The sequence below is a fragment of the Helicobacter pylori genome (genome assembly GCF_003637685.1).
Classification (GTDB): Bacteria; Campylobacterota; Campylobacteria; order Campylobacterales; family Helicobacteraceae; genus Helicobacter; species Helicobacter pylori_CJ.
On the sequence record NZ_MVWW01000001.1, the window covers coordinates 84,425 to 110,745 of the forward strand.

Below are 26,321 nucleotides of genomic sequence, written 5' to 3' on the forward strand. Positions count from 1 at the left end.
TGAGGTCAAGCTTGTGTTACAATAAATTTAAAATTCGCTTGATGGAAGAGGGTTAAATCATGGAGCAGCCAGTCATTAAAGAAGGGACTTTAGCGTTAATTGATACTTTTGCGTATTTGTTTAGAAGCTATTACATGAGCGCTAAAACTAAGCCTTTAACGAACGATAAAGGCTTTCCTACGGGGCTTTTAACGGGACTTGTGGGCATGGTTAAAAAATTTTATAAGGATAAAAAAAACATGCCTTTTATCGTGTTCGCTCTAGAAAGCCAGACTAAAACCAAAAGATCTGAAAAATTAGGCGAATACAAACAAAATCGTAAAGACGCCCCTAAAGAGATGCTTTTACAAATCCCTATCGCTTTAGAATGGTTGCAAAAAATGGGTTTTGTTTGCATGGAAGTGAGCGGGTTTGAAGCCGATGACGTGATCGCAAGCCTAGCCACGCTAAGCCCTTATAAAACGCGCATTTATTCTAAAGACAAGGATTTTAACCAGCTTTTGAGCGATAAGATCGCGCTTTTTGATGGCAAAACGGAGTTTTTGGCGAAGGATTGCGTGGAAAAATACGGGATTTTACCGAGTCAATTCACGGATTATCAAGGCATTGTAGGGGATAGCAGCGATAATTACAAGGGGATTAAAGGCATTGGGAGCAAGAACGCTAAGGAATTGTTACAGCGATTAGGGAGCTTGGAAAACATCTATGAAAATTTAGACTTGGCGAAAAATTTACTCAGCCCTAAAATGTATCAAGCCCTTATACAAGACAAAGAGAGCGCGTTTTTAAGCAAAGAATTAGCCACTTTAGAGAGGGAATGCATTAAAGAATTTGATTTTTTAAGTTGCGCTTTTCCTAGCGAAAACCCCTTATTGAAAATTAAAGACGAATTGAAAGAATATGGTTTCATTTCCACTTTAAGGGATTTAGAAAATTCGCCTTTGATTTTAGAAAACGCTCCTATATTAGAAAACGCCTCCGTATTGGACAGCGCCCCTACAAAATCAAGCATGATCGTTTTAGAAAATACCGCGCCTTTGAGCGCATTTTTAGAAAAATTAAAAAACCCTAATGCAAGAATTTTTATGTGCTTGGTGTTGGATAAAGAAAAAGAAATTCTAGCCCTAGCGTTTTTATTACAAGATCAAGGCTATTTTTTACCTTTAGAAGAGGCGTTATTTTCGCCCTTTTCTTTAGAGTTTTTACAAAACGCTTTTTCTCAAATCTTACAGCATGCGTGTATCATTGGGCATGATTTAAAACCTTTATTAAGCTTTTTAAAAGCCAAATACCAGGTGTCTTTGGAAAATATCCGCATCCAAGACACTCAAATTTTAGCGTTTTTAAAGAATCCGGAAAAAGTGGGGTTTGATGAAGTTTTAAAGGAATATTTAAAAGAAGAATTAGTTCCGCATGAAAAAATCAAAGATTTTAAAACAACAAGCAAGGCGGAAAAATTAGAACAATTGAATTTGGAATTAAACGCTTTAAAGCGTTTGTGCGAGTATTTTGAAAAAGGGGGATTGGAAGAAAACTTGCTTTCTTTGGCCAGAGAAGTTGAAACGCCGTTTGTGAAAGTTTTAATGGGCATGGAATTTCAAGGCTTTAAGATTGATGCGCCTTATTTCAAGCGCCTAGAACAGGAGTTTAAAGATGAATTAAAAGTTTTAGAGCGCCAGATTTTGGATCTAATCGGCGTGGATTTTAATCTCAATTCGCCTAAACAACTCGGCGAAGTCTTGTATGAAAAATTAGGGCTTCCTAAAAATAAAAGCCATTCTACCGATGAAAAAAATTTGTTAAAAATCCTAGACAAGCACCCAAGTATCCCTTTGATTTTAGAATACAGAGAATTGAATAAGCTTTTTAACACTTACACCACCCCCCTATTGCGCCTAAAAGACAAAGACGATAAAATCCATACCACTTTCATCCAAACCGGCACAGCTACCGGGCGTTTAAGCTCGCATTCGCCTAATTTGCAAAATATCCCGGTGCGATCGCCTAAGGGCTTACTCATTCGTAAGGGCTTTATCGCTAGCTCTAAAGAATATTGTTTATTGGGGGTGGATTATTCGCAGATTGAATTGCGCCTATTAGCCCATTTTAGCCAGGATAAGGATTTAATGGAGGCGTTTTTAAAGGGGCGAGACATCCATTTAGAAACTTCTAAAGCGTTGTTTGGTGGAGATTTAGCTAAAGAAAAACGATCCATCGCTAAAAGCATTAATTTTGGGCTGGTGTATGGCATGGGGAGTAAGAAATTGAGCGAAACTTTAAACATCCCTTTAAGTGAGGCTAAAAGCTACATAGAAGCGTATTTCAAACGATTCCCTAGCATCAAAGATTATTTAAACCGCATGAAAGAAGAGATTTTAAAAACTTCTAAAGCTTTCACTTTGCTTGGGCGTTATCGGGTGTTTGATTTTAATGGCGTGAATGACTATGTTAAGGGCAATTATTTGCGAGAGGGCGTGAATGCGATTTTTCAAGGGAGTGCCAGCGATTTATTGAAATTAGGCATGCTCAAAGTGAGCGAGCGTTTCAAAAATGATTCTTCAGTGAGGCTGCTTTTGCAAGTGCATGACGAATTGATTTTTGAGATTGAAGAAAAAAACGCCCTAGAGTTGCAGCAAGAAATCCAACGCATTCTTAATGATGAGGTTTATCCTTTGAGGGTGCCGTTAGAAACGAGCGCGTTTGTGGCGAATCGTTGGAATGAACTAAAAGGTTAGTTTTTTAATTGAGTTTAAGAAAAAATATATTATTATTTCTTTATAAGTAATACTTAGCCATGTTAAGCTAACATGATATAAAGTGGTTATCAAAAAATAAAGGGAAAAGACTGAATGTTGAAAAGAATTATATTATTAGGGGCTTTGAGTGTTTTAGCGAGCGCTGAAGAGAGCGCGGCTTTTGTGGGAGTCAATTACCAGGTGAGCATGATACAAAATCAGACTAAAATGGTGAATGAAAACGGCTTGCAAAAGCCTTTGATGAAGTTCCCTCCTTACGCAGGAGCGGGTTTTGAAGTGGGCTATAAGCAATTTTTTGGTAAGAAAAAATGGTTTGGCATGCGTTATTACGGGTTTTTTGATTACACGCATGATCGCTTTGGCGTGATGAAAAAGGGTATTGCGGTGGGCGAGAGCGGGTTTATTTACAACAGCTTTAGTTTTGGAGGGACGACTTTAACCGAAAGGGATTCCTATCAAGGGCAATATTATGTCAATTTGTTCACTTATGGCGTGGGGTTAGATACGCTGTGGAATTTTGTGAATAAAGAAAACATGGTTTTTGGTTTTGTCGTGGGGATCCAATTAGCCGGGGATAGTTGGGCAACGAGCATCAGTAAAGAGATCGCTCATTATGCAAAACACCACAGCAATTCCAGTTACAGCCCGGCTAATTTCCAGTTTTTATGGAAGTTTGGGGTCCGCACCCATATCGCTAAACACAATAGCCTGGAATTAGGGATTAAAGTGCCTACGATCACGCACCAGCTTTTCTCTCTTACCAATGAAAAGGGATACACCTTACAGGCTGATGTGCGTAGAGTTTATGCGTTTCAGATCAGTTACTTGAGGGATTTTTAACCCCTTTTTAGATACAATCACGCCTGAAACTATCCATTTAAAGGTGTGAAAATGGCAAATTTAGAAAATTTAGATTGGAAAAATTTAGGCTTTAGCTACATTAAAACGGATTTTCGCTTCATCGCTACTTATAAAAACGGCTCTTGGTCGCAAGGCGAATTGGTTAGCGAAAATGTGTTACAACTCAGCGAAGGCTCGCCGGTTCTACACTATGGGCAGGCTTGTTTTGAAGGCTTGAAGGCTTACCGCTCTCAAAAGGGGAAAGCTTTACTCTTTCGCCCTTTAGAAAACGCCAAACGCTTGCAAACTTCATGCGAAAGACTGCTCATGCCCAAAGTGAGCGAAGAGCTGTTTTTAAGGGCATGCGCTGAAGTAGTCAAAGCGAATCAAAAATGGCTCGCTCCTTACAAAAGCGGGGCGAGTTTGTATTTGCGCCCTTTTGTCATAGGCGTGGGGGATAATTTGGGGGTAAAGCCGGCCAGTGAATACCTTTTTATCGTGTTTTGTGCACCGGTGGGGGCGTATTTTAAAGGGGGCATAGAAAAAGGGGGGGCTAGGTTTATCACTACGATTTTTGATAGGGCTGCGCCTAAAGGCACCGGTGGGGTGAAAGTGGGGGGGAATTACGCTGCAAGCCTGTTAGCCCACAAAATGGCCACAGAGCAAGGCTATGATGATTGCATTTATTTAGATCCTATTACGCACACTAAAATTGAAGAAGTGGGGGCGGCGAATTTTTTTGGCATCACGCATGATAACGCCTTTATCACCCCGCATTCGCCAAGCATTCTGCCAAGCATCACCAGAAAAAGCTTGATGGTTTTGGCTCAAGAATATTTGGGGTTGAAAGTGGAAGAAAAAGAAATTTTGATTGATAAATTAGATGCGTTTAAAGAAGCCGGAGCGTGCGGGACAGCCGCAATCATTACGCCCATTAAAGAAATCACGCACAACAACAAGTCTTATTTTTTTGAAGCACCGGGCCATGTTACTAAACAGCTCTATGATTTGCTTTTATCTATTCAGCAAGGCGAACAAGAAGCCCCCAAAGATTGGATTTTTGAAGTTTCTTAAAGATTAATCAAAAAGGTTTTTTAAGAGTTTTTAAAACTTTTTAGCTCTTTTTCATAGAGCGTTGGCAATAAAAAGCATTTTCAAATCAGTGTTAAAATTTATAGCTGTATGCCGCATAAAATAAGGGCGAAGTTTCAAAGCGTCTGGAGCTAGAAAGCAATCTGGCGGTGGGTAAGATTTTAAACCCTAATTCAATGCGGTGTCTTAAAAAAAGCGTGAGCATAACCCCCCCATTAATCGCTAAACCCCCTGAAACCACCGAATGTTTAAAAAACTTGAAATTTTGTTTGTCTGTATAAACGACTAAAGCCCCCCTAGCTCCCCCAAATGCCCCCAAATAATGCTTATAACTCCCTAAAGGAAATTCCATAATCACATCCAAACCCACCGCAAGCATGGTAAAAAAAGAGTTGGTAGGATCTTTATGGCTTTGGTAATTCACTTTTCCTGACCCAAGATCCCATGCAAAAACCCCCCTGATCCCGATGTATTTTTTAAAAAAACTTTGCACGCCGGTTTTTAAATTGAGCGTGGCGATCCAATCTTTCATTTCCTTGCCTTGATAGTCCTTAATGGCCTCTACAGCGCCAAACCCTCCTAAAAAATACCACCCGCTTTTTTTGCGTGTGAGCTTTTGGCGGTTAATGATGCTTCTATAGAGCTTTTCATGGGCTTCTTGGTAATTTTTTTTAGGGGTTTTATTATGCAAAATAGGCATGGCCTCAAGGGGTGAAACAACAAATCCCCCCATTAAGAAAACGCCAAAAAAAATGATTTTTTTAAACATTTTAAAAATAATCAATCCTTTATTAAACAGAGTATTGTTTAATCTTTTGTTTTATCATTGTGTTAAAATGGTCGTTTTAACAAACAAGATTTTGTTAATAGATTTTACCTAATCTAAGAGAGAATATATTTTAATGAAGACAGAGAAACAGAAATTTTTAGAGATGCGTAAAGATGGGGCGAACTCTGTGCTGATTTTAAGAGGGGATTGGGATTTTAAAACGAGCGTGTTTCGTTTAGATGAGTTGAAAAAAAATTTATTAGATCATCAAGGGCCTTTGAAAATGGATTTTTCAGAGTGCCAAAAAGTGGATTTTGTTTTTGGCATGTTTTTATTTGATTTAGTTAAGGAGCGTTCTTTAAACATTGAATTGTGCAACATGAGCGAGAGTAACGCATGCGCTTTGAAAGTGGTTAAAGACTGGCTTGAAAACGAAGAGGATTTAGAGTCTAAAAAAGCGGGCAAAAAATACGAACTCATGATCACTAAATTGGGTAAGAGTATCGTAGAGACTTACAACACTTTTTTAAACGCATTCAATTTTTGCGGCATGATTTTATTCTACTTCATTAAAAGCGTTTTCAACCCCAAACGCTTTTGTATCACTCCTTTGCTCTATCATATCAATGAATCCGGGTTTAAGGTTTTGCCGGTGAGTATTTTAACGGTGTTTATCGTGGGGTTTGCCGTTGCTTTACAAGGGGCTTTACAATTACAAGACATGGGCGCGCCTTTAATGTCGGTTGAAATGACGGCTAAACTCGCTTTAAGAGAGATCGGCCCTTTTATTTTAACCCTCGTGGTGGCTGGGAGGAGCGCGAGCAGTTTTACCGCGCAAATTGGGGTGATGAAGATCACTGAAGAATTAGACGCGATGAAAACCATGGGCTTTAACCCTTTTGAATTTTTAGTGTTGCCTAGGGTGTTAGCCTTAGTGATTGTGTTGCCTTTATTGGTGTTTATTGCTGATGCGTTCGCCATTCTTGGGGGCATGTTTGCGATTAAATACCAATTGGATTTAGGCTTTCCAAGCTATATTGACAGATTCCATGACACAGTGGGTTGGAATCATTTTTTGGTAGGGATTGTCAAAGCCCCTTTTTGGGGGTTTGCGATTGCGATGGTAGGGTGCATGCGCGGGTTTGAAGTCAAGGGGGATACTGAGAGCATTGGGCGCTTGACCACTATTAGCGTCGTGAACGCTTTGTTTTGGATCATTTTCTTAGACGCTATTTTTTCTATCATCTTTTCTAAGTTGAACATATAATGAACGCTACTAACAATCAAGTCTTAATTGAAGTGAAGGATCTCCATAGTGCTTTTGGGAGCACCATTATCCATAGGGGCGTGAGTTTTAGCGTGCATAAGGGCGAAGTGATGGCGATTTTAGGGGGTTCAGGGAGCGGTAAAAGCACGCTTTTAAGGTGCATGATCTTGCTCAATCGCCCCACAAAAGGGGAAGTGTTGCTTTTTGGGGAAGATATATGGAAACTCAAAGAAAGAGAGCAGCAAAAGATTTTTAACCGCTGCGGGATTTGCTTCCAGTTTGGCGCGCTCTATAGCTCTTTAACGGTTTTAGAAAATGTGGGTGTGATGCTAGAGCAATACGGCGCTTATTCTAAAAAAATTGTTGAAGAAATTTCTAAAATGTGGATTGAAAAAGTGGGTTTGCCCCCTAGGGCTTACCACCTTTACCCCTATGAATTGAGTGGGGGGATGAAAAAGCGCGTGGGTATCGCAAGGGCTATGGCGACTAATCCGGAGATTTTGTTTTTAGATGAGCCAACAAGCGGGCTAGATCCTTATAGCGCGGGCAAATTTGATGAACTGATCATGACGCTCAAAGAGAGCTTACAGCTTACGGTGGTGATGATTACGCATGATTTAGACTCCGTGCATGATTGCGTGGATCGATTCATCATGCTCAAAGACGGGCTATTAGAATTTAATGGGGATTTAAAAGATTTTATTAAAAAAGCTCAAACTCAAGGGCTAGATGAAGGCAATTTATTCAATTCAACACGAGGAGAGAAATTTTGGAAAGGCATGTGAATTACACTTTAATCGGCGGGCTCTTCTTTTTATGCTTAGTGTGCATGGTAGGCTTTATTTTATGGCTAGGCCATTTGGGATTAGATGACGGGAAGTATTATGAATACGTGGTCTATACGGATAAAGACTTGGGAGGCATTGCGACCAACTCGCCCGTTAATTACAAAGGGATTCAAGTGGGTAATGTCATCAAGGTGGGCTTTGCAAAGGATAAAGTGGGGGTGGTCCGTTTGGATTTGATGATTAAATCCAGCGTTAAGATCCGTAAAGACTCCAAAGTGGCGGTTTCTTCTAGGGGGCTTATGGGGTTAAAATTTTTAGCCTTAGAGCAAAGCCACAATGAAGAATTTTATGGCAGCAACGATAAAGGGGAGCGCATTTTAATCTTTAAAGAAGGGCTTATGGATCGCTTGAGCGTGGATGCTAATCAAGTGATGCAAGAAGTGATGAAAGCGATTAAAAATGTGAATAAGATTTTAGATGATGAAAATGTGGAAAAATTCAAGCACATTCTCGCTTCAGTGGATGATCTCATTGCTAACTTGGATTCAAGAAAGACTCAATTTGATTCACTAATCAGCAACGCTAACAACCTCGTTTCTAATGTCAATAATGTGGCTTTAGATGTGGATAAGCGCCTAAAACAAGGGCAATACGACTTTAAAGCGATGTTCACTCCCTTAATCATGCAAGCGCAGTTGAGCTTGAGAAACATTGATAATTTTGTGGAAAAAGGCTCTGCTTTGATAGATAAATTTGACGCTAACCCCTATAAAACGATTTTTGGAGAAAGGAAATAATCATGAGAGCTACGGCGATAAAAATCTTTTCACTCTCATCAGCATTAGCGTTGTTGCTTCAGGGTTGCTTGAGCATCAATTTAAAACAAATGCTGCCAGAGATCAGAACTTATGATTTGAATGCGGGTTCTTTTGAAATCACGCAATGCCCTAAACCTTTGACTGAAGTGAGACTCATTAGTATTTTGAGCGCGGATTTATTCAACACTAAAGAGATCGTGTTTAAAGCCAAAGACGGGCAGATCACGCATGGGAAGCACCAAAAATGGATAGACTTGCCTCGCAACATGTTAAAAACCATGTTCATGCAAGAAGCGCAAAAAGCATGCTTAGGCGTGGCTTTACCCCCTTATGGTGCGGGCGTACCAACCTATGCGGTGCGTTTTACGATTTTATCGTTTTCTCTTTTAGAAAAAGAAAATTCTACCTATAGGGCGGAATTCGCGCTAGGCTATGACATTAGCGTGAAAGGCGATTCGCATTCTGGAGTGATCATTAAGCATGAAAATATTTCTAGCTTGGAAAATAAAACGACCAAAACGAGTAAAGATGGCAATCAAGATTTTCAAGAAAGCGCGATACAATCCCTCCAACATGTCAGCACGCAAGCGATGCAAGAAGCGATTTCTTTGATTAAAAAAGCCATTGAAGCGCAAAGCGTAAGCCCGTTAAAAAAATAAAACATCAGGAGGAATTGTTTGAATTTACGATTGGCTGGAGCAAGCGTTTTAGCGGCTTGTGTCTTTTCGGGGTGTTTTTTTTTAAAAATGTTTGATAAAAAACTTTCTAGTAACGATTGGCATATCCAAAAAGTGGAAATGAACCATCAAGTCTATGACATTGAAACCATGCTCGCTGATAGCGCTTTTAGAGAGCATGAAGAAGAGCAAGATTTCTCTCTAAATACCGCTTTGCCTGAAGATAAAGCAGTAATTGAAGCCAAAGAGCAAGAGCAAAAAGAAAAAAGAAAACACTGGTATGAGCTTTTTAAAAAGAAGCCCAAGCCTAAAAGCTCTATGGGAGAGTTTGTGTTTGATCAAAAAGAAAATCGTATTTATGGGAAAGGCTATTGCAACCGGTATTTTGCCAGCTATGTATGGCAGGGCGATAGGCACATTGAAATTGAAGACAGCGGGATTTCAAGGAAAGTGTGTAAAGATGAGCATTTGATGGCGTTTGAATTGGCGTTCATGGAGAACTTTAAGGGTAATTTTATGGTAACTAAAGGTAAGGACACGCTTATTTTAGACAACCAAAAAATGAAAATTTATTTGAAAACGCCTTGAGTGGGTTGTTGATTTCAAAACAATCTAAAATCACTAAAATAGAGAGAGATTAAAAAGAAATTTTTAAGCGTTTTTTAAGAGATTACCGTCCGCTTTTCGCAAGCTTTTTAGATTTAGCGTCAAAGCCCCCTTAAAAAGGACTTTTTAAAATCAAAAAGAGGGTTTAGGGGTTTTGTCTGTCATTATGGGGAGTTCTGGATAGAGTATTTTAGGTTTTTTACCCTTTAAGGCTTCAAAGAAGGTTTCAATTTTTTTCGCTTCTGCATCGCTGATTTCAATGCCTAACTGGATAGAACCCATTTCTTTAATTGCATCCTTGACATCCCAAAATTGCCCGTTATGGAAATAAGGCATCGTTTCGGTGATATTCCTTAAAGTAGGCACTTTCACAAGCCCGTTTTTATCGCCTTTGAAATCGCCCACATTAGCGAATTTATAAGGTTTGACCACCCCAAAAGGCTGCATCGATCCGCCAAGATTGATCCCATTATGGCAAGCCACACAGCCTTTAGAAATGAATAAATCCAGCCCTTCTTTTTCGGCTTTGCTGAGCGCTTTAGGATTACCCCTTAAAAAATCATCATAACGGCTTGGGGTAACTAGCGTGGCTTCAAACATAGCGATACTATCAGCGATCAATTTAAAATCAATTTTGACTTTAGAGCCATAAGCTTTTCTAAAGAGTTTGACATAGCCTGGCATGGAATTGATTTTTTCTACCACCACTTTGGGGTCAGCCCCCATTTCAAAAGAAGACTGGATCGGCCCTTGCGCCTGTTCGTTTAAATGCGTAACCCTACCATCCCAAAATTGCACATCGTTAAACACAGAGTTATACACCGTTGGGGAGCTTAAAAGGTGGGGGTTTTTCTTCCATTGAGAACCTACCGCGCTTGGGACTAGATCCACCCCGCCTAAGCCCAGATTATGGCATGTGTTGCAAGAGACAAGATAGGAAGTGGAAATCCTAGGGTCAAAATAGAGCATTTTGCCTAATTCCACTTGAGCAGGGGTCATGATTTCGCTGTTTTTAGCGCCAATACCCACATCTCTGGTTTTTTTGATTTGGTATTCTTTGAGCGCTTTGCCCATAGGCATGGGTTCTAATTGGCTTTCCCTCGCTTTTTTGATCAATTCTAAATCGTTCAAGGCATGAGCGCAAGAAAAAGCCAAGCAGGTGCTCAATAAAATGGATTTTTTCATGATGAACTCCTAAAATAGCATTAAAAATAAGAGAAACTTTCTTATTATAACCACCATTTTAAAATAATTCACCACTAAATGATCTAATAAAGAGTTTTTTAAAGAGCTATTAGTATAATGGCGTTAAATCCAAATAGGGGTTAGACAATGAAAGAGAATAAAGCTTTCACGCATTTGCACTTGCACACAGAATATTCGCTTTTAGATGGGGCCAATAAGATTAAGATTTTAGCCAAACGCATTAAAGAATTGGGCATGAAAAGCGTGAGCGTAACCGATCATGGGAACATGTTTGGAGCGATTGATTTTTATACGAGCATGAAAAAAGAAGGCATTAAGCCTATCATCGGCATGGAAGCGTATATCCATAATGATGACAATCTCGCTAGTAAAGAAACCAAACAACGTTTCCATTTGTGCCTGTTCGCTAAAAACCAAGAGGGCTATGAAAATTTGATGTTCTTAAGCTCTATGGCGTATTTAGAGGGGTTTTATTATTTCCCGCGCATCAATAAAAAACTTTTAAGGGAGCATTCTAAAGGGATTATCGCTTCTAGCGCATGCTTGCAAGGGGAAGTCAATTACCATTTGAATACTAATAATGAGAGAAACCGTAGGTATGGGGCTAAGGGCTATGATGAAGCTAAAAAAATCGCTTGCGAATACCAAGAGATTTTTGAAGACGATTTTTATTTAGAAATCATGCGTCATGGCATTTTAGATCAGCGATTCATTGATGAGCAAGTCATTAAAATGTCTTTAGAAACAGGGTTAAAAATCATTGCCACAAACGACACCCACTACACCATGCCCAATGACGCTAAGGCTCAAGAAGTAGCGATGTGCGTAGCGATGGGTAAAACCCTAAACGATAAGGGGCGCTTGAAACACTCCGTGCATGAGTTTTACATTAAATCCCCTGAAGAAATGGCGAAGCTGTTTGCGGATATTCCAGAAGCTTTAGAAAACACCCAAGAAATTGCGGATAAATGCGTTTTAGAGATTGATTTAAAAGATGATAAAAAGAACCCCCCAACCCCCCCAAGCTTTAAATTCACCAAAGCTTACGCTCAAAATGAGGGGCTGGATTTTGAAGATGACGCTTCTTATTTCGCTTATAAGGCTAGAGAGGGCTTGAAAGAGCGTTTAATATTAGTGCCAAAAGAAAAGCATGATCAATACAAAGAGCGCCTAGAAAAAGAAATTGAAGTCATCACGAACATGAAATTCCCAGGGTATATGCTGATCGTGTGGGATTTTATCCGTTACGCTAAAGAAATGGGCATTCCTGTAGGGCCTGGTAGGGGGAGTGCGGCCGGGAGTTTGGTGGCTTTTGCCTTAAAAATCACGGATATTGACCCTTTGAAATACGATTTGCTCTTTGAGAGGTTTTTGAACCCTGAACGAGTCAGCATGCCTGATATTGATACGGATTTTTGCCAGCGCCGGCGTAAGGAAATCATAGAATACATGATTGAAAAATACGGCAAATACAATGTAGCTCAAGTCATCACCTTTAATAAGATGTTGGCTAAAGGCGTGATTAGAGATGTCGCAAGGGTTTTGGACATGCCTTATAAAGAAGCGGACGATTTTGCCAAACTCATACCCAACCGCTTAGGCATCACGCTTAAGGGCTATGAAAAAAATGGCGAGTTCATAGAGGGGGCGTGGGAATTAGAGCCTAAAATCAAAGAATTAGTGGAGAGCAATGAAGTAGCCAAACAGGTGTGGGAATATTCGCTCAATTTAGAGAATTTGAATCGCAACGCAGGCGTGCATGCCGCAGCCTTAGTGGTGGATAGCCAAAAAGAGTTGTGGCACAAAACCCCTTTGTTTGCCTCTGAAAAAACCGGCGGTATCGTTACGCAATATTCCATGAAGTATTTAGAGCCGGTGGATTTGATCAAGTTTGACTTCTTGGGGCTTAAAACCTTGACCGTGATTGATGATGCGCTTAAAATCATTAAAACGCAGCATAACATTGATGTGGATTTTTTATCGTTGGATATGGACGATCCAAAAGTGTATAAAACGATCCAAAGCGGGGATACGGTGGGGATCTTCCAGATTGAATCCGGGATGTTTCAAGGGCTTAACAAGCGCTTAAGGCCTTCAAGCTTTGAAGACATTATCGCCATTATCGCGCTAGGCAGACCGGGGCCTATGGAATCAGGCATGGTAGATGATTTTGTAAACAGAAAGCATGGCGTTGAGCCTATCGCTTATGCGTTTAAAGAATTAGAGCCGATTTTAAAGCCCACTTACGGCACGATCGTCTATCAAGAGCAGGTGATGCAAATCGTGCAAACTATCGGCGGTTTTAGTTTGGGTGAAGCGGATCTCATCCGCCGCGCTATGGGGAAAAAAGACGCTCAAATCATGGCGGACAATAAGGCTAAGTTTGTAGAAGGCGCTAAAAATTTAGGGCATGATGGCCAAAAAGCGGCTAATTTGTGGGATTTGATCGTTAAATTTGCCGGTTATGGCTTCAACAAATCGCATTCAGCGGCTTATGCGATGATCACTTTCCAAACGGCGTATTTAAAGACTTATTACAAGCATGAGTTCATGGCAGCGATGCTCACTAGCGAATCCAATAAGATTGAATCCGTGGCGCGCTATATTGATGAGGTTAGGGCTTTAGAAATTGAAGTGATGCCTCCGCACATCAATTCCTCTATGCAAGATTTCAGCGTGGCGGAGTTTAAAAATCAAAAAGGCGAGTTAGAAAAGAAAATCGTGTTTGGTTTAGGGGCGGTTAAAGGGGTTGGGGGTGAGCCGATTAAAAACATCATTGAAGAAAGGGCTAAAGGGGATTATAAGAGTTTGGAAGATTTTATTTCACGGGTGGATTTTTCCAAACTCACTAAAAAATCTTTAGAGCCATTAGTGAAATCAGGGAGCTTGGACAATTTAGGCTACACCCGAAAAACCATGCTCGCTAACTTGGATTTGATCTGCGATGCCGGGCGCACTAAAGACAAGGCTAATGAAATGATGCAAGGGGGCAACTCCCTTTTTGGAGCCATGGAAGGCGGGATTAAAGAGCAGGTTGTTTTGGACATGGTTGATTTGGGCGAACATGACGCTAAAACGCTTTTAGAATGCGAGTATGAGACTTTAGGAATCCATGTTTCAGGCAACCCTTTAGACGAGTTTAAAGAAGAGATTAAGGGCTTTAAAAACTTGGTCAAAAGCATTGATATTGAAGAGTTGGAGATTGGCTCGCAGGCTTATTTGCTAGGTAAAATCATGGAGGTTAAAAAGAAAATTGGCAAACGAAGCGGTAAACCTTATGGCACAGCGGACATTTTGGATCGATACGGCAAGTTTGAACTCATGCTTTTTGAAAAGCAATTGAACGCTTTAGAAGAGATGGACATTAACAAGCCTTTAGTGTTTAAATGCAAGATTGAAGAGCAAGAAGAAGTGGCGCGATTAAGGCTTTTTGAAATCTTGGATCTAGAAAGCGCTAGAGAGGTTAAAATCCCTAAAGCCCGTTATAAAGACCCTGATAAGCAAAAAGAAGACGTGCGCGAAATCCCCCCCATGGAAATGCTCGCTTCTAGTTCTTGCTCTTTAGCGATCGTGTTAGAAAACGATGTGAAAAAAGAGTTTTTAAGACAAATCAAAGAGAGCGCTTTAAAACACCAGGGCAAACGCCCCTTGTATTTGATCATCAAAGATAAGGGCAAGCAATTCAAAATCCAAAGCGATCTAATGGTAAATGAAAAGATTAAGGACGATTTTAAAGGGTTAGAGTGGAGGGATTTAGCTTGAGGATCAACCAGTTTTTAGCCCATTACACCAAGCACTCTAGAAGAGAGGCTGAAAAATTGGTTCTAGAAGGGCGGGTGAAAATCAATCATGAGCATGCCAAACTCGCTAGCGTGGTTAAAGAAAACGATAGGGTGTTTTTGGATAAACGACTCATCAAGCCCTTAAAAAACAAAAAATTCAGCGTGCTGGTTTATCACAAGCCAAAGGGCGAATTAGTGAGTAAAAACGATCCCTTAAAGCGGCGCGTGATTTATGAAAGCTTGGAAAAAAAATACGCCCATTTCGCGCCGGTGGGGCGTTTGGATTTTGCGAGCGAGGGGGTGCTATTATTGAGCGATAGTAAGGCGGTGGTGAGCGCTTTGATGCATGCGAATTTAGAAAAAGAATATCTTGTTAAAATTCAAGGCTTTGTTACAAGAGAGATAGAAAACGCCATGCAAGAGGGCTTGAAATTAAAAAACGCTACTAAGGGAGCGCACCAAAAAACTCCGATTAAAAGCATGGAATTTGCCCCCTTTATTGGTTATGAAATCATCAAAAACCATGCCAAATACTCTAAACTGAGAGTTATTATCAATGAGGGGAAAAACAGAGAACTAAGGCGTTTTTTTGCGTTTTTTAACGCTGGAGTGTTGGATTTAAGGCGCGTTCGTTATGGTTTTGTGAATTTGAATGCCTTGCCGGTAGGGAAAATGCGTTTTCTAAACCGCCACGAATACAACGAATTGCATGCGTTTATGGCTAATGCGGCTAATATTAAAGGGGATTAGCTTACGAGTTGTGCTATACTTCGGCGGTTGGGGGAAATAAAAATTAAGGATTATCATGTTAGAAGTGATTAACGGGAAGAATTACGCAGAGAAAATCGCTCATCAAGCGGTGGTGGTGAATGTGGGGGCGAGCTGGTGTCCGGATTGCAGAAAAATTGAGCCGATTATGGACAATTTAGCCAAAACTTACAAAGGCAAGGTGGAATTTTTTAAGGTTTCTTTTGATGAAAGCCAAGATCTCAAAGAGAGCTTAGGCATCCGCAGAATCCCTACTTTGATTTTTTACAAAAACGCTAAAGAAGTGGGTGAAAGGCTTGTAGAGCCCGGATCTCAAAAGCCGATTGAAGACGCTATAAAAGCGTTATTGTAAGGGGTATTATAAAGGGCGTTAAAGAGCCTTGTTGCAAAAATAAGAGCTTAAAAATCTTTTAACCCTTTTTTTATTTAGTCTTTTTTTATAGTCCCTTTTCATAGTCCCTTTTTTTAGGGGGGCTAACTTCAAAGAACTTTTACATTATCTTTTATCTTAAAAATCGTTTTTTATCGTTTTTTAATAAGCATGTTTGTTAAAAAAGTTTCTTTAATTAAGCTAAAAATGAGCGAATGTGTGGTATTACTGCTCGCAGTGTGAAATTTGTAGGGCTAGAACTTGTAAAATGTGAAAAAAAAGACACATAAAATGCTAAAATCCGCAAAAACACTGTGTGTTTAGATTAGAAGTTTAAAATTAGAAACAGATGTATCTGTTTTAAATTTTGAATAGGGAGTTTCTATCATTATGGTATTGAAAACAAAATTAAAAATTATAAGCTCGATGATTTTGAGTGCTTTGTTGTGGGTGGGTTGCTCAAGCGAAATGGCAACTTATCAAAATGTGAATGATGCCACTAAAAATACGACTGCAAGCATTAATAGCACGGATTTGTTGCTAACCGCTAATGCGATGTTAGATTCCATGTTTAGCGACCCTAATTTTGAGCAACTCAAAGGCAAGCATTTGATTGAAGTTTCAGATGTGATTAACGACACCACGCAACCCAATTTGGACATGAATCTTCTCACGACTGAAATCGCACGGCAGTTGCGGTTGCGATCTAATGGGAGGTTCAATATCACAAGGGCGAGTGGAGGCAGTGGCATTGCAGCGGACAGCCGAATGGTGAAACAGCGCGAAAAAGAAAGAGAAAGCGAAGAGTATAATCAAGACACCACTGTAGAAAAAGGCACTTTAAAAGCCGCTGATTTATCTTTAAGTGGTAAAGTATCCAGTATCGCAGCCTCTATTAGTAGTTCTAGGCAGCGCTTAGACTACGACTTCACCCTAAGCCTTACCAATAGGAAAACGGGTGAAGAGGTATGGAGCGATGTTAAGCCTATTGTGAAAAATGCTAGCAATAAGCGTATGTTTTAAATTTATATTTGAAAGGATGAGCGATGAAAAATCAAGTTAAAAAAATTTTAGGAATGAGTGTGATAGCAGCGATGGTGATCGTAGGTTGTAGCCATGCCCCAAAATCAGGTATCAGTAAAAGCAATAAGGCTTACAAAGAAGCGACTAAAGGCGCTCCTGATTGGGTTGTAGGGGATTTGGAAAAAGTGGCGAAGTATGAAAAATATTCAGGGGTCTTTTTAGGAAGGGCTGAGGATTTGATCACTAATAATGATGTGGATTATTCTACGAATCAGGCTACAGCGAAAGCTAGGGCTAATTTAGCGGCGAATCTAAAATCCACTTTACAAAAAGATTTGGAAAATGAAAAAACCAGAACGGTAGACGCTTCTGGTAAAAGGTCCATAAGCGGCACTGATACCGAAAAAATTTCTCAATTGGTGGATAAGGAATTGATCGCTTCTAAAATGCTTGCCCGCTATGTCGGTAAAGATAGGGTTTTTGTTTTAGTGGGCTTGGATAAGCAGATTGTGGATAAAGTGCGCGAAGAGTTAGGCATGGTTAAAAAGTAGGGTTTGAATGAAACGCCTTGCTATCGTGCTTGTTTTGGTGTTGGGAGTGGCGTGGGGGAAGTCCTTGCCTAAATGGGCTAGGGATTGCTCAAAAGAAGTGCAGATTGAAAAGACCCAAACCAAAGACGAAAAAATTTTAGTGTGTGGGATGAGCGATATATTGCTTTCAGATATGGATTATAGCTTGTCCTCAGCCAGACAAAACGCCTTAGAGAAAGTGATGGAAGCTTTCAAGGGGGATAAAATAGAGATTAAGGCTAGTGAGCTAAAGGCCACTTTTATTGATACGGATAAAGTTTATGTGCTTCTAAAAATCACTAAGAAACACATCGCTTTAATGAATGAGTAAGGATTAATAATGAAAAAGATTATTCTTGCATGCCTTATGGCTTTTGTGGGTGCCAATTTAAGCGCAGAGCCTAAGTGGTATAGCAAGGCCTATAACAAAACAAACACCCAAAAAGGCTATCTTTATGGGAGTGGTTCAGCCACTTCTAAAGAGGCTTCTAAACAAAAGGCGTTAGCGGATTTAGTGGCGTCTATTAGCGTGGTGGTTAATTCCCAAATCCACATTCAAAAAAGTCGTGTGGATAATAAGTTAAAATCCAGCGATTCGCAAACGATTAACTTAAAAACCGATGACTTGGAATTGAATAATGTAGAAATTGTCAATCAAGAAGCGCAAAAAGGGATCTACTACACCAGAGTAAGGATTAATCAAAACTTGTTTTTGCAGGGTTTAAGGGATAAGTATAACGCTCTTTATGGGCAGTTTTCCACCTTAATGCCTAAGGTTTGTAAAGGGGTTTTTTTACAGCAATCCAAGAGCATGGGGGATTTATTGGCTAAAGCGATGCCTATAGAAAGGATTTTAAAAGCGTATTCTGTCCCGGTGAGTTCGTTAGAAAATTATGAAAAAATCTATTACCAAAACGCTTTCAAACCTAAAGTGCAAATCACTTTTGATAACAACAGCGATACAGAGATTAAAAACGCTCTCATAAGCGCTTATGCTAGAGTGCTAACCCCTAGCGATGAAGAAAAACTCTATCAAATCAAAAATGAAGTTTTCACAGACAGCGCTAATGGTACCACACGCATTAGAGTGGTTGTTAGCGCGAGCGATTGTCAAGGCACGCCCGTATTGAATAGAAGCCTTGAAGTGGATGAAAAGAATAAGAATTTTGCTATCACGCGCTTGCAATCTTTGCTTTATAAAGAATTGAAAGATTATGCCAATAAAGAAGGGCAGGGCAATACGGGGCTATAAGCAAGGTCTTAATCTTGCTTTATGCTTATTCATTCAGTTTTGTAGTGTCATTATTTTGTTTAGCGTGGCGTTTTCGCACCCCTTAAAATAACCCTCTAAAAGTTCATGGCTTTTTGTTTTCGCCAAATAAACTAAAACGTTATTCAATGCTCTTTGTTTCACACACTCACCTTTAACACACCCACTAAAAACTAAAATTAACAAAAACTAAAATCTTTTTTAAGAGCCTACACGAGCGAGCAAAAAGAATGACAATCAATAAAAACGAATTTTACAACAATTTTAACAACTTGGGTGCTCTCACAATCTATTACGCTTTGCATGGATTGCACAAAGAACCTCTCTTAATACAATCTTTATTTGTTTAAAACCCTGATTTTAGCGCTCATTAAATCGTGGTTTAGAGCTTTTTTGATGTTTTCAAATTGGCGTTTTTTGTTTTTAAGGCTTACGATTTCATTATCCACACCGCTTAAAATGTTAGCGATAGCGCTCTGTTCGTCTAGAGGGGGTAAAAGGATTTCAAAATCTAAAATTTTATCTTTTGAAATGCTATAAGGTGTAGCATTTCTATTTGAAATTTCATATAAATAATTTTGATTAACTTTCAAAAAATAATACAAGAAAATATTTTTTATAACATCTTTATTAGGATATACACAAAAACAAACATCATTAGCCCAAAATTTATTTTTTTGAAAATTAACATAACCAGCCGTTCCATATTGAGCGATAGTAATTGCATTTTCATATCTATTGAAGTTATTTGTGTAACCCAAAAACCCAACTCCACCTGAAACCACAGGGTATTTTCCAAATACATCTAATTCATTTTTTGTTATGCGAACCCCCCTTTTAATCTCGGCAATATCCCCAAGCCTCACTCTTTGCCAATTTTGATTGAAGCCTTTCAAGCGTTTTCTTTGGCTCAATAGTTCAAAGCTTAAAGCTTTTTTAACGCTTTCTTTTTTAAGAATGAGAGAATCTAAAGAGCAAAGATAACGATCCAAACCGCTTAAAATGTTAGCGATAGCGATTTGTTCGTTTAGGGGGGGTAGGGGGATTAAAGTGTTTCTAAAATTATCGTTATAAAGTCTTAAGATAGTTGTATGCTCTGTATTCCATTTCACATGAGAATAAGCATAAAATAAAAAATCATTTTTTACTAATGTTTCATCGTTGTCAATCCAAACAATATTTGAGTCTTGAAAATAAGCGGGTTTTCCGTCATAAATGACTGCCCTACCAATAGTTCCGGAAGCAGAGATTAAAATATCGCCTTTTTTTGGAAAAGAATATTTTGTTTTGTATTCTAAAAATAGCTTTTTTGAAATAAAGGCATCGGCGGTGTTGCCAAATGTGCCTATTTTATAAAATGGAATTTCACCATATCGTGTTGTTTGGTGTTTCATAACTCTTTTACACATGCATGGTTTGCCAATATCCCCAAGCCTCACTCTTTGCCAATTTGAGGGCGTTGTCAATGCGTCCATGCGTTTATCCCAATAATCCTAAATCTTTCAAATGCTCTAAAACTTTTGATTCGCTTTCTTTGACTTCTTTATCTAATTCTAACAAGCTGTTAGAGTAGTTTGCAATGATTTCATTAAGAGCGCTAGTCAAAGCGTTGATGCGTTTTTGAATCTTGTTTTCTAGGGCGTTTTTCAAGCTGTTAAGCCATTTGTCTTTGATGATGAGATCTTTAATTTCATTGATTTCAAGCTTTTCGTATTGGTGGAACGCTTTTAATTCCAGCTTCTCATAAGCTTTGTTTTTGCTTTTTAGAGCCTTGTTTTTGGCTTCTAGCAATTCTAAAGCGGTTTTTAGGATTTTCTCATCTTCTGGGTCGGTGGCGTTTTTTAGCTCTTTTTTCAAAACGCTTTCATTGATTTTCAATCCATCAAAAAGCCCCTCTTCATTAGAATGCTCTTCTATAAATTCTTCAAAATGGGCCTCTTTTTCATTGAGGGCGTTTTCTAATTCTTCTAATTCTTTTGTTTCTTTTTCAAAAAAGCGTTGTTTGATCAAATGTTTAGGGATTAGATCGCTTTTGTAGTAGGTTTTTTGAATGACAAAATCCGGCTCCTCCAAATAATTGGCTTTTTTGTTTTTGTCTTTTAGGGGGTTTAATTTCCTTAATTCTTTAGTGCTTTCGAAATTATTGAATGAAAGAAGGAACCAATCGTCTTGCAAGACTTCGTTATAGTAATCTTTAAAGAGCTGGTATGCGCCGTATTTGTCTAAAATTTCCACTTTTTCAAATTCTTTTAAAACCTTTAAACAAACGCTTTCTATGAGGGTTTTTGGGTTAAAACCTGGCTTTAAATCATTAAAAGTTGCCAATAGTTCCAATCGGTCAAAAGCGTCTAAAACAGAAGCGTGGAAGGTTTGGTATTCTAAACTTTGAGTGATGTAATCTTTAATGTTTTCGCATTCTGTTTTTAAAGCGTAATAACTCTCTTTATCGCTCTTTTTAAACAGCGTGTTTTTAAGCTCTTTAAACACTTGAAAATAAGGGGCGTAGGCTTCAATTTCGTTTTTGGGCAAATAACTGGCCTTGTGGCTGTTGATTAAAGCGAACAAGTCTTTTTCTGATTCTTGCTTGGCGGCAATGTAGCGCGGGATATTCAAGTTATAGTCGTTAGCGCTGATTTCTTCTAGGCTCACCATTTTGGAATAATAAGGGATTTCTTTTAAGGCGTTAAAAGTGTCTATCATTTTTTGGACATCTTGATCCCTCAAGCGGTTTTTATTGCCGTCTTTTTTAAAATCCTTGCTCGCATCGATCATAAAAACGCCTTTTCTAGCATGCGCGTTTTCTTTGTCTAAAATAATCACGCATGCAGGAATGGAAGTGCCATAAAAAAGGTTAGGGGCTAGGCCTATCACGCCTTTAATATAGCCTTTTAGTAAAAGATTTTTTCTAATTTGCGCTCTCAGCGTTCCCCCTAAATAGCACCCCATGGGGTAAAATCACTGCCCCTTTGCCTGTGTTTTTTAAGGATTTGATGATATGGAGCAAAAAAGCAAAATCGCCATTTTTTTCAGGGGGCGTGCCGTCTTCAAAACGATTGAAACGATCGTTAATGACTTGCTTGCTTTTAGGGTCTATGCTTAGCCCATCAGTCCAGTTTTTCAAGCTAAAGGGAGGGTTAGCTAGACAATAATCAAAGGTTTTGAGCATGCCGGTTTTTTCATCAAGATGAAGAGGGTTAGAAAGGGTGCTAGAACCCCCTTTAGCAATATCAGCAGTGGCGCTATTGTGTAAGATCATATTCATTTTACAAAGGGCTGTTGTGGAAATGTCTTTTTCTTGACCATAGATAGTTAAGCCTTTTTCGCCGGCCAAACTAGAAGCTTTTAATAATAACGAACCGCTCCCGCAAGTGGGATCATAGATGCTTTTATCCTGTCTGGTGTTTTCATCAATGCCAAGCAAAAGGGATAATAAAAGCGAAACTTCGCTAGGGGTGTAAAACTGCCCTTTGGATTTACCGGATTCGCTGGCGAAATGGCGCATTAAATATTCGTAAGCATCGCCCAATAAATCATCGTCTAAAGCCCCATGCGCGTCCAAACTTAAATCCGCAAAGATTTTAACCAAATTAGAAAGGGTGTCGATCATCGCTTTACCCTCGCCTAGCTTAGTGTTATCGTTAAAATCCACGCTGTCAATCACGCCTTTTAAATCGTTTCGCTCTGCGATTTTGGCGATGATTTTATTGAGCTTGTCGCCTATTTCTTTATCGCCCTCTAAAGCGAGAATGTCTTCATAAAAGCACCCTTGTGGCACTTCTATTTCGCTAAAGTTATTACTTCTGGCTTTATCGCTGATGTATTTTAAAAAAAGCAGGTTCAAAACGTAGTTTTTATACTCGCTCGCATCCATTCCGCCCCTTAAGCTATCCGCTCCAGCCCATAAAGAGCTATACAATTCGCTTTTTTTGATCGCCATTTTAACCGCCCTATTTTGTTTTTAGGATTATAATATAAAGCGATAAAAAGCGTTCTTAAGGGGTTTATGATGAAAACAGAAAAAGAAGTTCAAAAACAAGTCATAGAAACTTTTAAAAGCATGGGCTATGCGTATTTAGGGGATTTAACAAAGAGCGATAATGAAAACATTAATAAAGAAAGCTTGAAAGCATGGCTAGTTAAAAATCAAAAAATCAGTGATGAAAGGTGGCATCAAATTGAGCAGAAAATCCATAACGCTTTACAAAACGATTTATACGAGGCGAATCAAGAATTTTACGATCTTTTGATTTATGGCGTGAAAACTAAAATAAGCCAGAATGAAAACACTCAAACAAGTTGGCTCATTGATTGGAAAGACGTTTCTAAGAATGAATTTAGCGTGGCTGAAGAAGTGAGCGTTAAAGGGCCAAACACGAAACGGCCGGACATAGTGCTTTATGTTAACGGGATCGCTTTAGGGGTGCTGGAATTGAAAAAATCCAGCGTGAGCGTGGAAAGCGGTATCAGGCAAAATTTAGACAACCAAAAGAAAGAATTTATTAGAGATTTTTTCAAAACGATCCAATTGGTTATGGCGGGCAATGAAAGTCAAGGGCTAAGATATGGCGTCATAGAGACTAAGGAAAAATACTACCTTTCTTGGAAAGAAGAAGGCGTTCAAAAAAATTTGTTTGAGACGATTGAATGCTTTCTAAAAAAAGAAAGGTTTTTAGAATTTATCCATGATTTTTTGATTTTTGATAAGGGGCAAAAGAAATGCGCCAGGTTCCACCAGTATTTTGCAGTTAAAAAAACGCAAGAATTTATCAAAAGAAAAGAAGGGGGGATTATCTGGCACACGCAAGGCAGCGGTAAGAGCTTGACTATGGTGTGGCTTACTAGATGGCTAAGAAAAAATATCCAACAAGCAAGGATTTTAATCGTTACGGACAGGAGGGAATTAGACGCTCAAATTCAAGGCGTGTTTAGTGGGATAGGCGAGGATCTTTATCGTGCAGACAGCAAGAAGGATTTATTGAGCGTGCTGTTTGAAAATAAGGAATTTTTGGTTGGAGCGCTTGTGCATAAATTTGATGACAACGACTTAGAAGTTTTAAAAAAACAACCTGTTTTAAAGGAATGGGTTGTTTTAGTGGATGAATGCCACAGAACCCAAGGCGGTAAATTGCATAAAGCCATGAAAAGCCTGCTCCCTAATGCGATTTTTATCGCCTTTAGCGGCACGCCTTTATTGAAACAAGATAAAAAGACAAGCCAGGAAGTGTTTGGGAATTATATCCATTGCTATAAATTTAATGAAGCCGTTAGCGATAGGGTGGTGCTAGATTTAAACTATGAAGCCAGAAGCGTGGATCAATATGTCAGTAGCCCTGAAAAGCTAGACGAATATTTTGAATTGAAAACCCAAGGCTTGAATGAGACGGCTAAAACAGAGCTTAAAAAGAAATGGGTTAATTTGCAAAAAGTTTTTTCCACTAAAGACAGATTGGCTCGTATTGTGCAAGATATTGTATTGGATATGGCAAAACTCCCACGATTAAGGAGTGGAAAAGGGAATGCCATGCTGGTGGCTGAAATCATCCCTGACGCATACCGGTATTTTGAACTCTTTTTAGAAACAGAATTAAAGGATAAGGTGGCGGTGATCACAAGCTATGAACCCAATATCGCTGATCTTAAAGATTGCGGGAGCGATGAGAGCAAAGAGAGTTACAAATACCGCACTCATTGTAAAATGCTGCAAAACTTTTTTAATGAAAAAGACGAGAAAAAAGCCCTTAATAAAATTAAAGAGTTTGAAGAAAAAGTTAAAGAGCGTTTTATTGATGATCCTTCTAGAATGAAGTTGTTGATCGTGGTGGAGAAGCTATTGACCGGTTTTGATGCGCCAAGCCTCACTTATTTATACATGGATAAGACAATGAAAGATCATGAGCTTTTTCAAGCGGTGTGCAGGGTGAATAGACTGGATAGCGAAGATAAGGATTTTGGCTGTATCATAGACTATAAGGATTTGTTTGATAGCCTGCAAGAAGCGCACAGCGATTACACTAATGAAGCGTTTCAAAACTATGAAAAAGAAGACATTCAAGGGCTTATCTCTGACAAATCCCAAAAGATTAAGAAAAAATTAGAAGAAACTAGAGATCAGTTAAAATCGCTTTGTGAAGGCGTGAAAGAGCCAAAAGATGAAGAGGATTATATCGCTTATTTTTGTGGGAGCGATTTAGAAAAAAACGCTCAAAAAAGGCGGTTGTTTTACCAGCTTGTTGGCGCGTTTTTAAGAATGTTTGTGGAATTGAACAACTTAGAAAAGCCCATTTATTCTAAAGAAGAAACGCAACAAATCAAACAAGAAGCGGAATTTTACAGGCATTTGCAAAAGGTGGTTGGCTTGAGTAGTGGGGATAGCGTGGATTTAAAAAGCTATAGCGAAGACATGCGCAGGATTTTAGACGCTTACATTAAAACCACGGACAGCGAGGTGTTATTCCAAATAGAAGATCGAGGGCTGTGCGAAGTTTTAGCCCAAATGGATATTAATGATTTTAATAAGGCGTTATCTCAAGTATTCAAAAATGAAAGCTCTATGGCAGAAAGCATCGCTAACAACACTAAAAAACGCATTATAGAAAAAGAAGCGAGCGATCCTAAGTATTACGAAAAATTATCTTCGCTTTTAAACGATTTGATTCTCCAGTTTAGAGAAAAGAAATTAACCTATTTAGAATACTTGCAACAAATCCATGACTTAGCCAAAAAAGTTATTGATAAAGAAGATAGAAATTACCCTAAAAAGATCAACACTAAGGCTTTAAAAACCCTCTATGATAATTTAGATGAAAATGAAGCCTTAGCCCTAGAAATAGACGCATGCATAAGGGGTAATAAAAAAGATGGTTGGGTGGGGCATAATCAAAAAGAAAAAAACCTTAAAATCGCTTTAAGAAAAATCATAAACGATGAGGTTTTGTTAGAAAATGTTTTTAATTTAGCCAAACACATAGAGGAGTATCATTAATGAACGCTTATTGTTTGACTTTAAATAATACCAACATCGCTATAGAAAAAAAGGATATTAAGCATTTACACATTAGCGTTTGCCCACCCGATGGCTCTGTGCATGTGTCTTGCCCTCTAGCTCTAAATGATGAGAGCCTTAGGCTTTCTTTGATTAAAAGACTCCCTTGGATAAAAGAACAGCAACAAAATTTTTTAAACCAAAACAGACAAAGCCAAAGAGAGATGCTAGAAAGAGAAAGCCATTATCTTTTCGGGAAACGCTATTTGTTAAAGATTGAACACACTCAAAAAAATCATTTCGTCCTCCAAAGCCCCACGCATTTGATCTTGCATGTCCATCAAAAGACAAGTTTAGAAAACCGCTTAAAAGCGCTAGAAAACTATTACCGACAAGTTTTAAGAGAAAAAATACAAACTTACATCAACCAATACGAAAAAGTTTTAAACGAAAGTATACAAGGCTTTAAAATCCAAAAAATGAAACGGATATGGGGGAGTTGCAATATAACTAAACGCGCCTTACTTTTTAATTTGGAATTGGCTAAAGCGCCTAGTGAGGGCATTGAATACGTGGTTGTGCATGAATTATTGCATTTAAAAGCGCGCCACCATAACGAATATTTTAGGGATTTGCTGAGTTTGTATTTGCCTGATTGGCAAAGGGCTAAGGCCAGCCTCAAAGAGACTTATTTGGAATATTCTTAAATAAAGACTCCATCATCTCAATGAAACCGCT

General features: G+C 38.9%; 20 protein-coding genes and 1 pseudogene. 17 read left to right on the plus strand and 4 right to left on the minus strand.

The annotated features are described in order from the left end of the window. The first annotated feature begins 59 nt into the window (after positions 1-59). The 3 genes from polA to ilvE all read left to right on the plus strand — a co-directional run bounded on the left by polA (position 60) and on the right by ilvE (position 4,670). Positions 60-2,735 carry a DNA polymerase I gene (polA, locus tag EAL44_RS00405; protein ID WP_162970302.1) on the plus strand — a complete coding sequence of 892 codons (2,676 nt, stop codon included), beginning with the start codon at positions 60-62 and terminating at the stop codon, positions 2,733-2,735. A gap of 114 nt (positions 2,736-2,849) precedes the next feature. Further along, the gene (locus EAL44_RS00410) at positions 2,850-3,596 is read left to right on the plus strand and encodes an outer membrane protein (RefSeq protein ID WP_121073519.1); all 747 of its coding nucleotides are present in this window, start codon (positions 2,850-2,852) and stop codon (positions 3,594-3,596) included. A gap of 51 nt (positions 3,597-3,647) precedes the next feature. Then, positions 3,648-4,670 (plus strand): branched-chain-amino-acid transaminase, encoded by a 1,023-nt coding sequence (gene ilvE / locus EAL44_RS00415; RefSeq protein WP_121073522.1) that lies wholly within the window; start codon positions 3,648-3,650, stop codon positions 4,668-4,670. A gap of 91 nt (positions 4,671-4,761) precedes the next feature. Here the strand turns inward: ilvE and EAL44_RS00420 are convergent, their stop codons facing one another. Further along, positions 4,762-5,457 (minus strand): outer membrane protein, encoded by a 696-nt coding sequence (locus EAL44_RS00420; protein ID WP_121073525.1) that lies wholly within the window; start codon positions 5,455-5,457, stop codon positions 4,762-4,764. Positions 5,458-5,590: 133 nt separating this feature from the next. On the opposite strand from EAL44_RS00420, the gene EAL44_RS00425 reads away from it, so the two are divergent. From EAL44_RS00425 to EAL44_RS00445, 5 genes are read left to right on the plus strand one after another with little or no spacing between them, the layout of a single operon-like run. Continuing rightward, positions 5,591-6,724 carry an ABC transporter permease gene (locus EAL44_RS00425; protein WP_121073527.1) on the plus strand — a complete coding sequence of 378 codons (1,134 nt, stop codon included), beginning with the start codon at positions 5,591-5,593 and terminating at the stop codon, positions 6,722-6,724. Then, positions 6,724-7,509 (plus strand): ABC transporter ATP-binding protein, encoded by a 786-nt coding sequence (locus EAL44_RS00430; RefSeq protein ID WP_000994585.1) that lies wholly within the window; start codon positions 6,724-6,726, stop codon positions 7,507-7,509. Before EAL44_RS00425 ends, EAL44_RS00430 begins: the two co-directional genes overlap by 1 nt. Further along, positions 7,494-8,309 carry an MlaD family protein gene (locus EAL44_RS00435; RefSeq protein ID WP_121073530.1) on the plus strand — a complete coding sequence of 272 codons (816 nt, stop codon included), beginning with the start codon at positions 7,494-7,496 and terminating at the stop codon, positions 8,307-8,309. The genes EAL44_RS00430 and EAL44_RS00435 overlap by 16 nt, the downstream gene beginning before the upstream one ends. 2 nt (positions 8,310-8,311) lie before the next feature. Beyond that, positions 8,312-8,989, plus strand: coding sequence for a hypothetical protein (locus EAL44_RS00440; RefSeq protein WP_121073533.1), 678 nt, complete (start codon positions 8,312-8,314; stop codon positions 8,987-8,989). A gap of 18 nt (positions 8,990-9,007) precedes the next feature. Next, positions 9,008-9,595, plus strand: a complete 588-nt coding sequence (locus EAL44_RS00445; protein ID WP_162970303.1) for an META domain-containing protein — start codon at positions 9,008-9,010, stop codon at positions 9,593-9,595. A 150-nt stretch (positions 9,596-9,745) separates the two neighbouring features. Here the strand turns inward: EAL44_RS00445 and EAL44_RS00450 are convergent, their stop codons facing one another. Further along, positions 9,746-10,798: a cytochrome-c peroxidase gene (locus EAL44_RS00450; protein ID WP_121073536.1), complete on the minus strand. Its 1,053-nt coding sequence runs from the start codon at positions 10,796-10,798 to the stop codon at positions 9,746-9,748. A 147-nt stretch (positions 10,799-10,945) separates the two neighbouring features. Here EAL44_RS00450 and dnaE point away from each other — a divergent pair, with 147 nt between their 5' ends. The 7 genes from dnaE (at position 10,946) to EAL44_RS00485 (ending at position 18,583) form a co-directional block, all read left to right on the plus strand. Continuing rightward, complete coding sequence (gene dnaE / locus EAL44_RS00455) at positions 10,946-14,581, plus strand: DNA polymerase III subunit alpha (RefSeq protein ID WP_121073539.1); 3,636 nt, start codon at positions 10,946-10,948, stop codon at positions 14,579-14,581. Continuing rightward, complete coding sequence (locus tag EAL44_RS00460; protein WP_121073542.1) at positions 14,563-15,351, plus strand: pseudouridine synthase; 789 nt, start codon at positions 14,563-14,565, stop codon at positions 15,349-15,351. The genes dnaE and EAL44_RS00460 overlap by 19 nt, the downstream gene beginning before the upstream one ends. Positions 15,352-15,406: 55 nt before the next feature. Continuing rightward, complete coding sequence (locus EAL44_RS00465; RefSeq protein WP_000895143.1) at positions 15,407-15,721, plus strand: thioredoxin family protein; 315 nt, start codon at positions 15,407-15,409, stop codon at positions 15,719-15,721. A 408-nt stretch (positions 15,722-16,129) separates the two neighbouring features. Further along, positions 16,130-16,762, plus strand: a complete 633-nt coding sequence (gene lpoB, locus EAL44_RS00470) for a penicillin-binding protein activator LpoB (RefSeq protein WP_121073545.1) — start codon at positions 16,130-16,132, stop codon at positions 16,760-16,762. A 23-nt stretch (positions 16,763-16,785) separates the two neighbouring features. Next, positions 16,786-17,313: an LPP20 family lipoprotein gene (locus tag EAL44_RS00475; RefSeq protein ID WP_000795968.1), complete on the plus strand. Its 528-nt coding sequence runs from the start codon at positions 16,786-16,788 to the stop codon at positions 17,311-17,313. Between the two features lie 7 nt (positions 17,314-17,320). Beyond that, complete coding sequence (locus EAL44_RS00480) at positions 17,321-17,662, plus strand: hypothetical protein (protein WP_121073548.1); 342 nt, start codon at positions 17,321-17,323, stop codon at positions 17,660-17,662. Between the two features lie 9 nt (positions 17,663-17,671). After that, on the plus strand, positions 17,672-18,583 hold the full coding sequence (locus EAL44_RS00485; protein WP_033756747.1) for an LPP20 family lipoprotein: 912 nt from the start codon (positions 17,672-17,674) through the stop codon (positions 18,581-18,583). Between the two features lie 356 nt (positions 18,584-18,939). Here the strand turns inward: EAL44_RS00485 and EAL44_RS00490 are convergent, their stop codons facing one another. Both EAL44_RS00490 and EAL44_RS00495 read right to left on the minus strand, forming a co-directional pair. Further along, positions 18,940-20,076 carry a restriction endonuclease subunit S gene (locus tag EAL44_RS00490; protein WP_121073550.1) on the minus strand — a complete coding sequence of 379 codons (1,137 nt, stop codon included), beginning with the start codon at positions 20,074-20,076 and terminating at the stop codon, positions 18,940-18,942. 4 nt (positions 20,077-20,080) lie between these two features. Then, positions 20,081-22,538 (minus strand): annotated as a pseudogene (locus EAL44_RS00495) (type I restriction-modification system subunit M). 69 nt (positions 22,539-22,607) lie between these two features. On the opposite strand from EAL44_RS00495, the gene EAL44_RS00500 reads away from it, so the two are divergent. Together EAL44_RS00500 and EAL44_RS00505 are read left to right on the plus strand one after the other, a co-directional pair. Next, positions 22,608-25,583, plus strand: coding sequence for a type I restriction endonuclease subunit R (locus EAL44_RS00500; RefSeq protein ID WP_162970304.1), 2,976 nt, complete (start codon positions 22,608-22,610; stop codon positions 25,581-25,583). Then, entirely contained in the window at positions 25,583-26,290 is a 708-nt protein-coding gene (locus tag EAL44_RS00505) for a M48 family metallopeptidase (RefSeq protein WP_121073555.1), read from the plus strand. The genes EAL44_RS00500 and EAL44_RS00505 overlap by 1 nt, the downstream gene beginning before the upstream one ends. Positions 26,291-26,321: the final 31 nt, after the last annotated feature.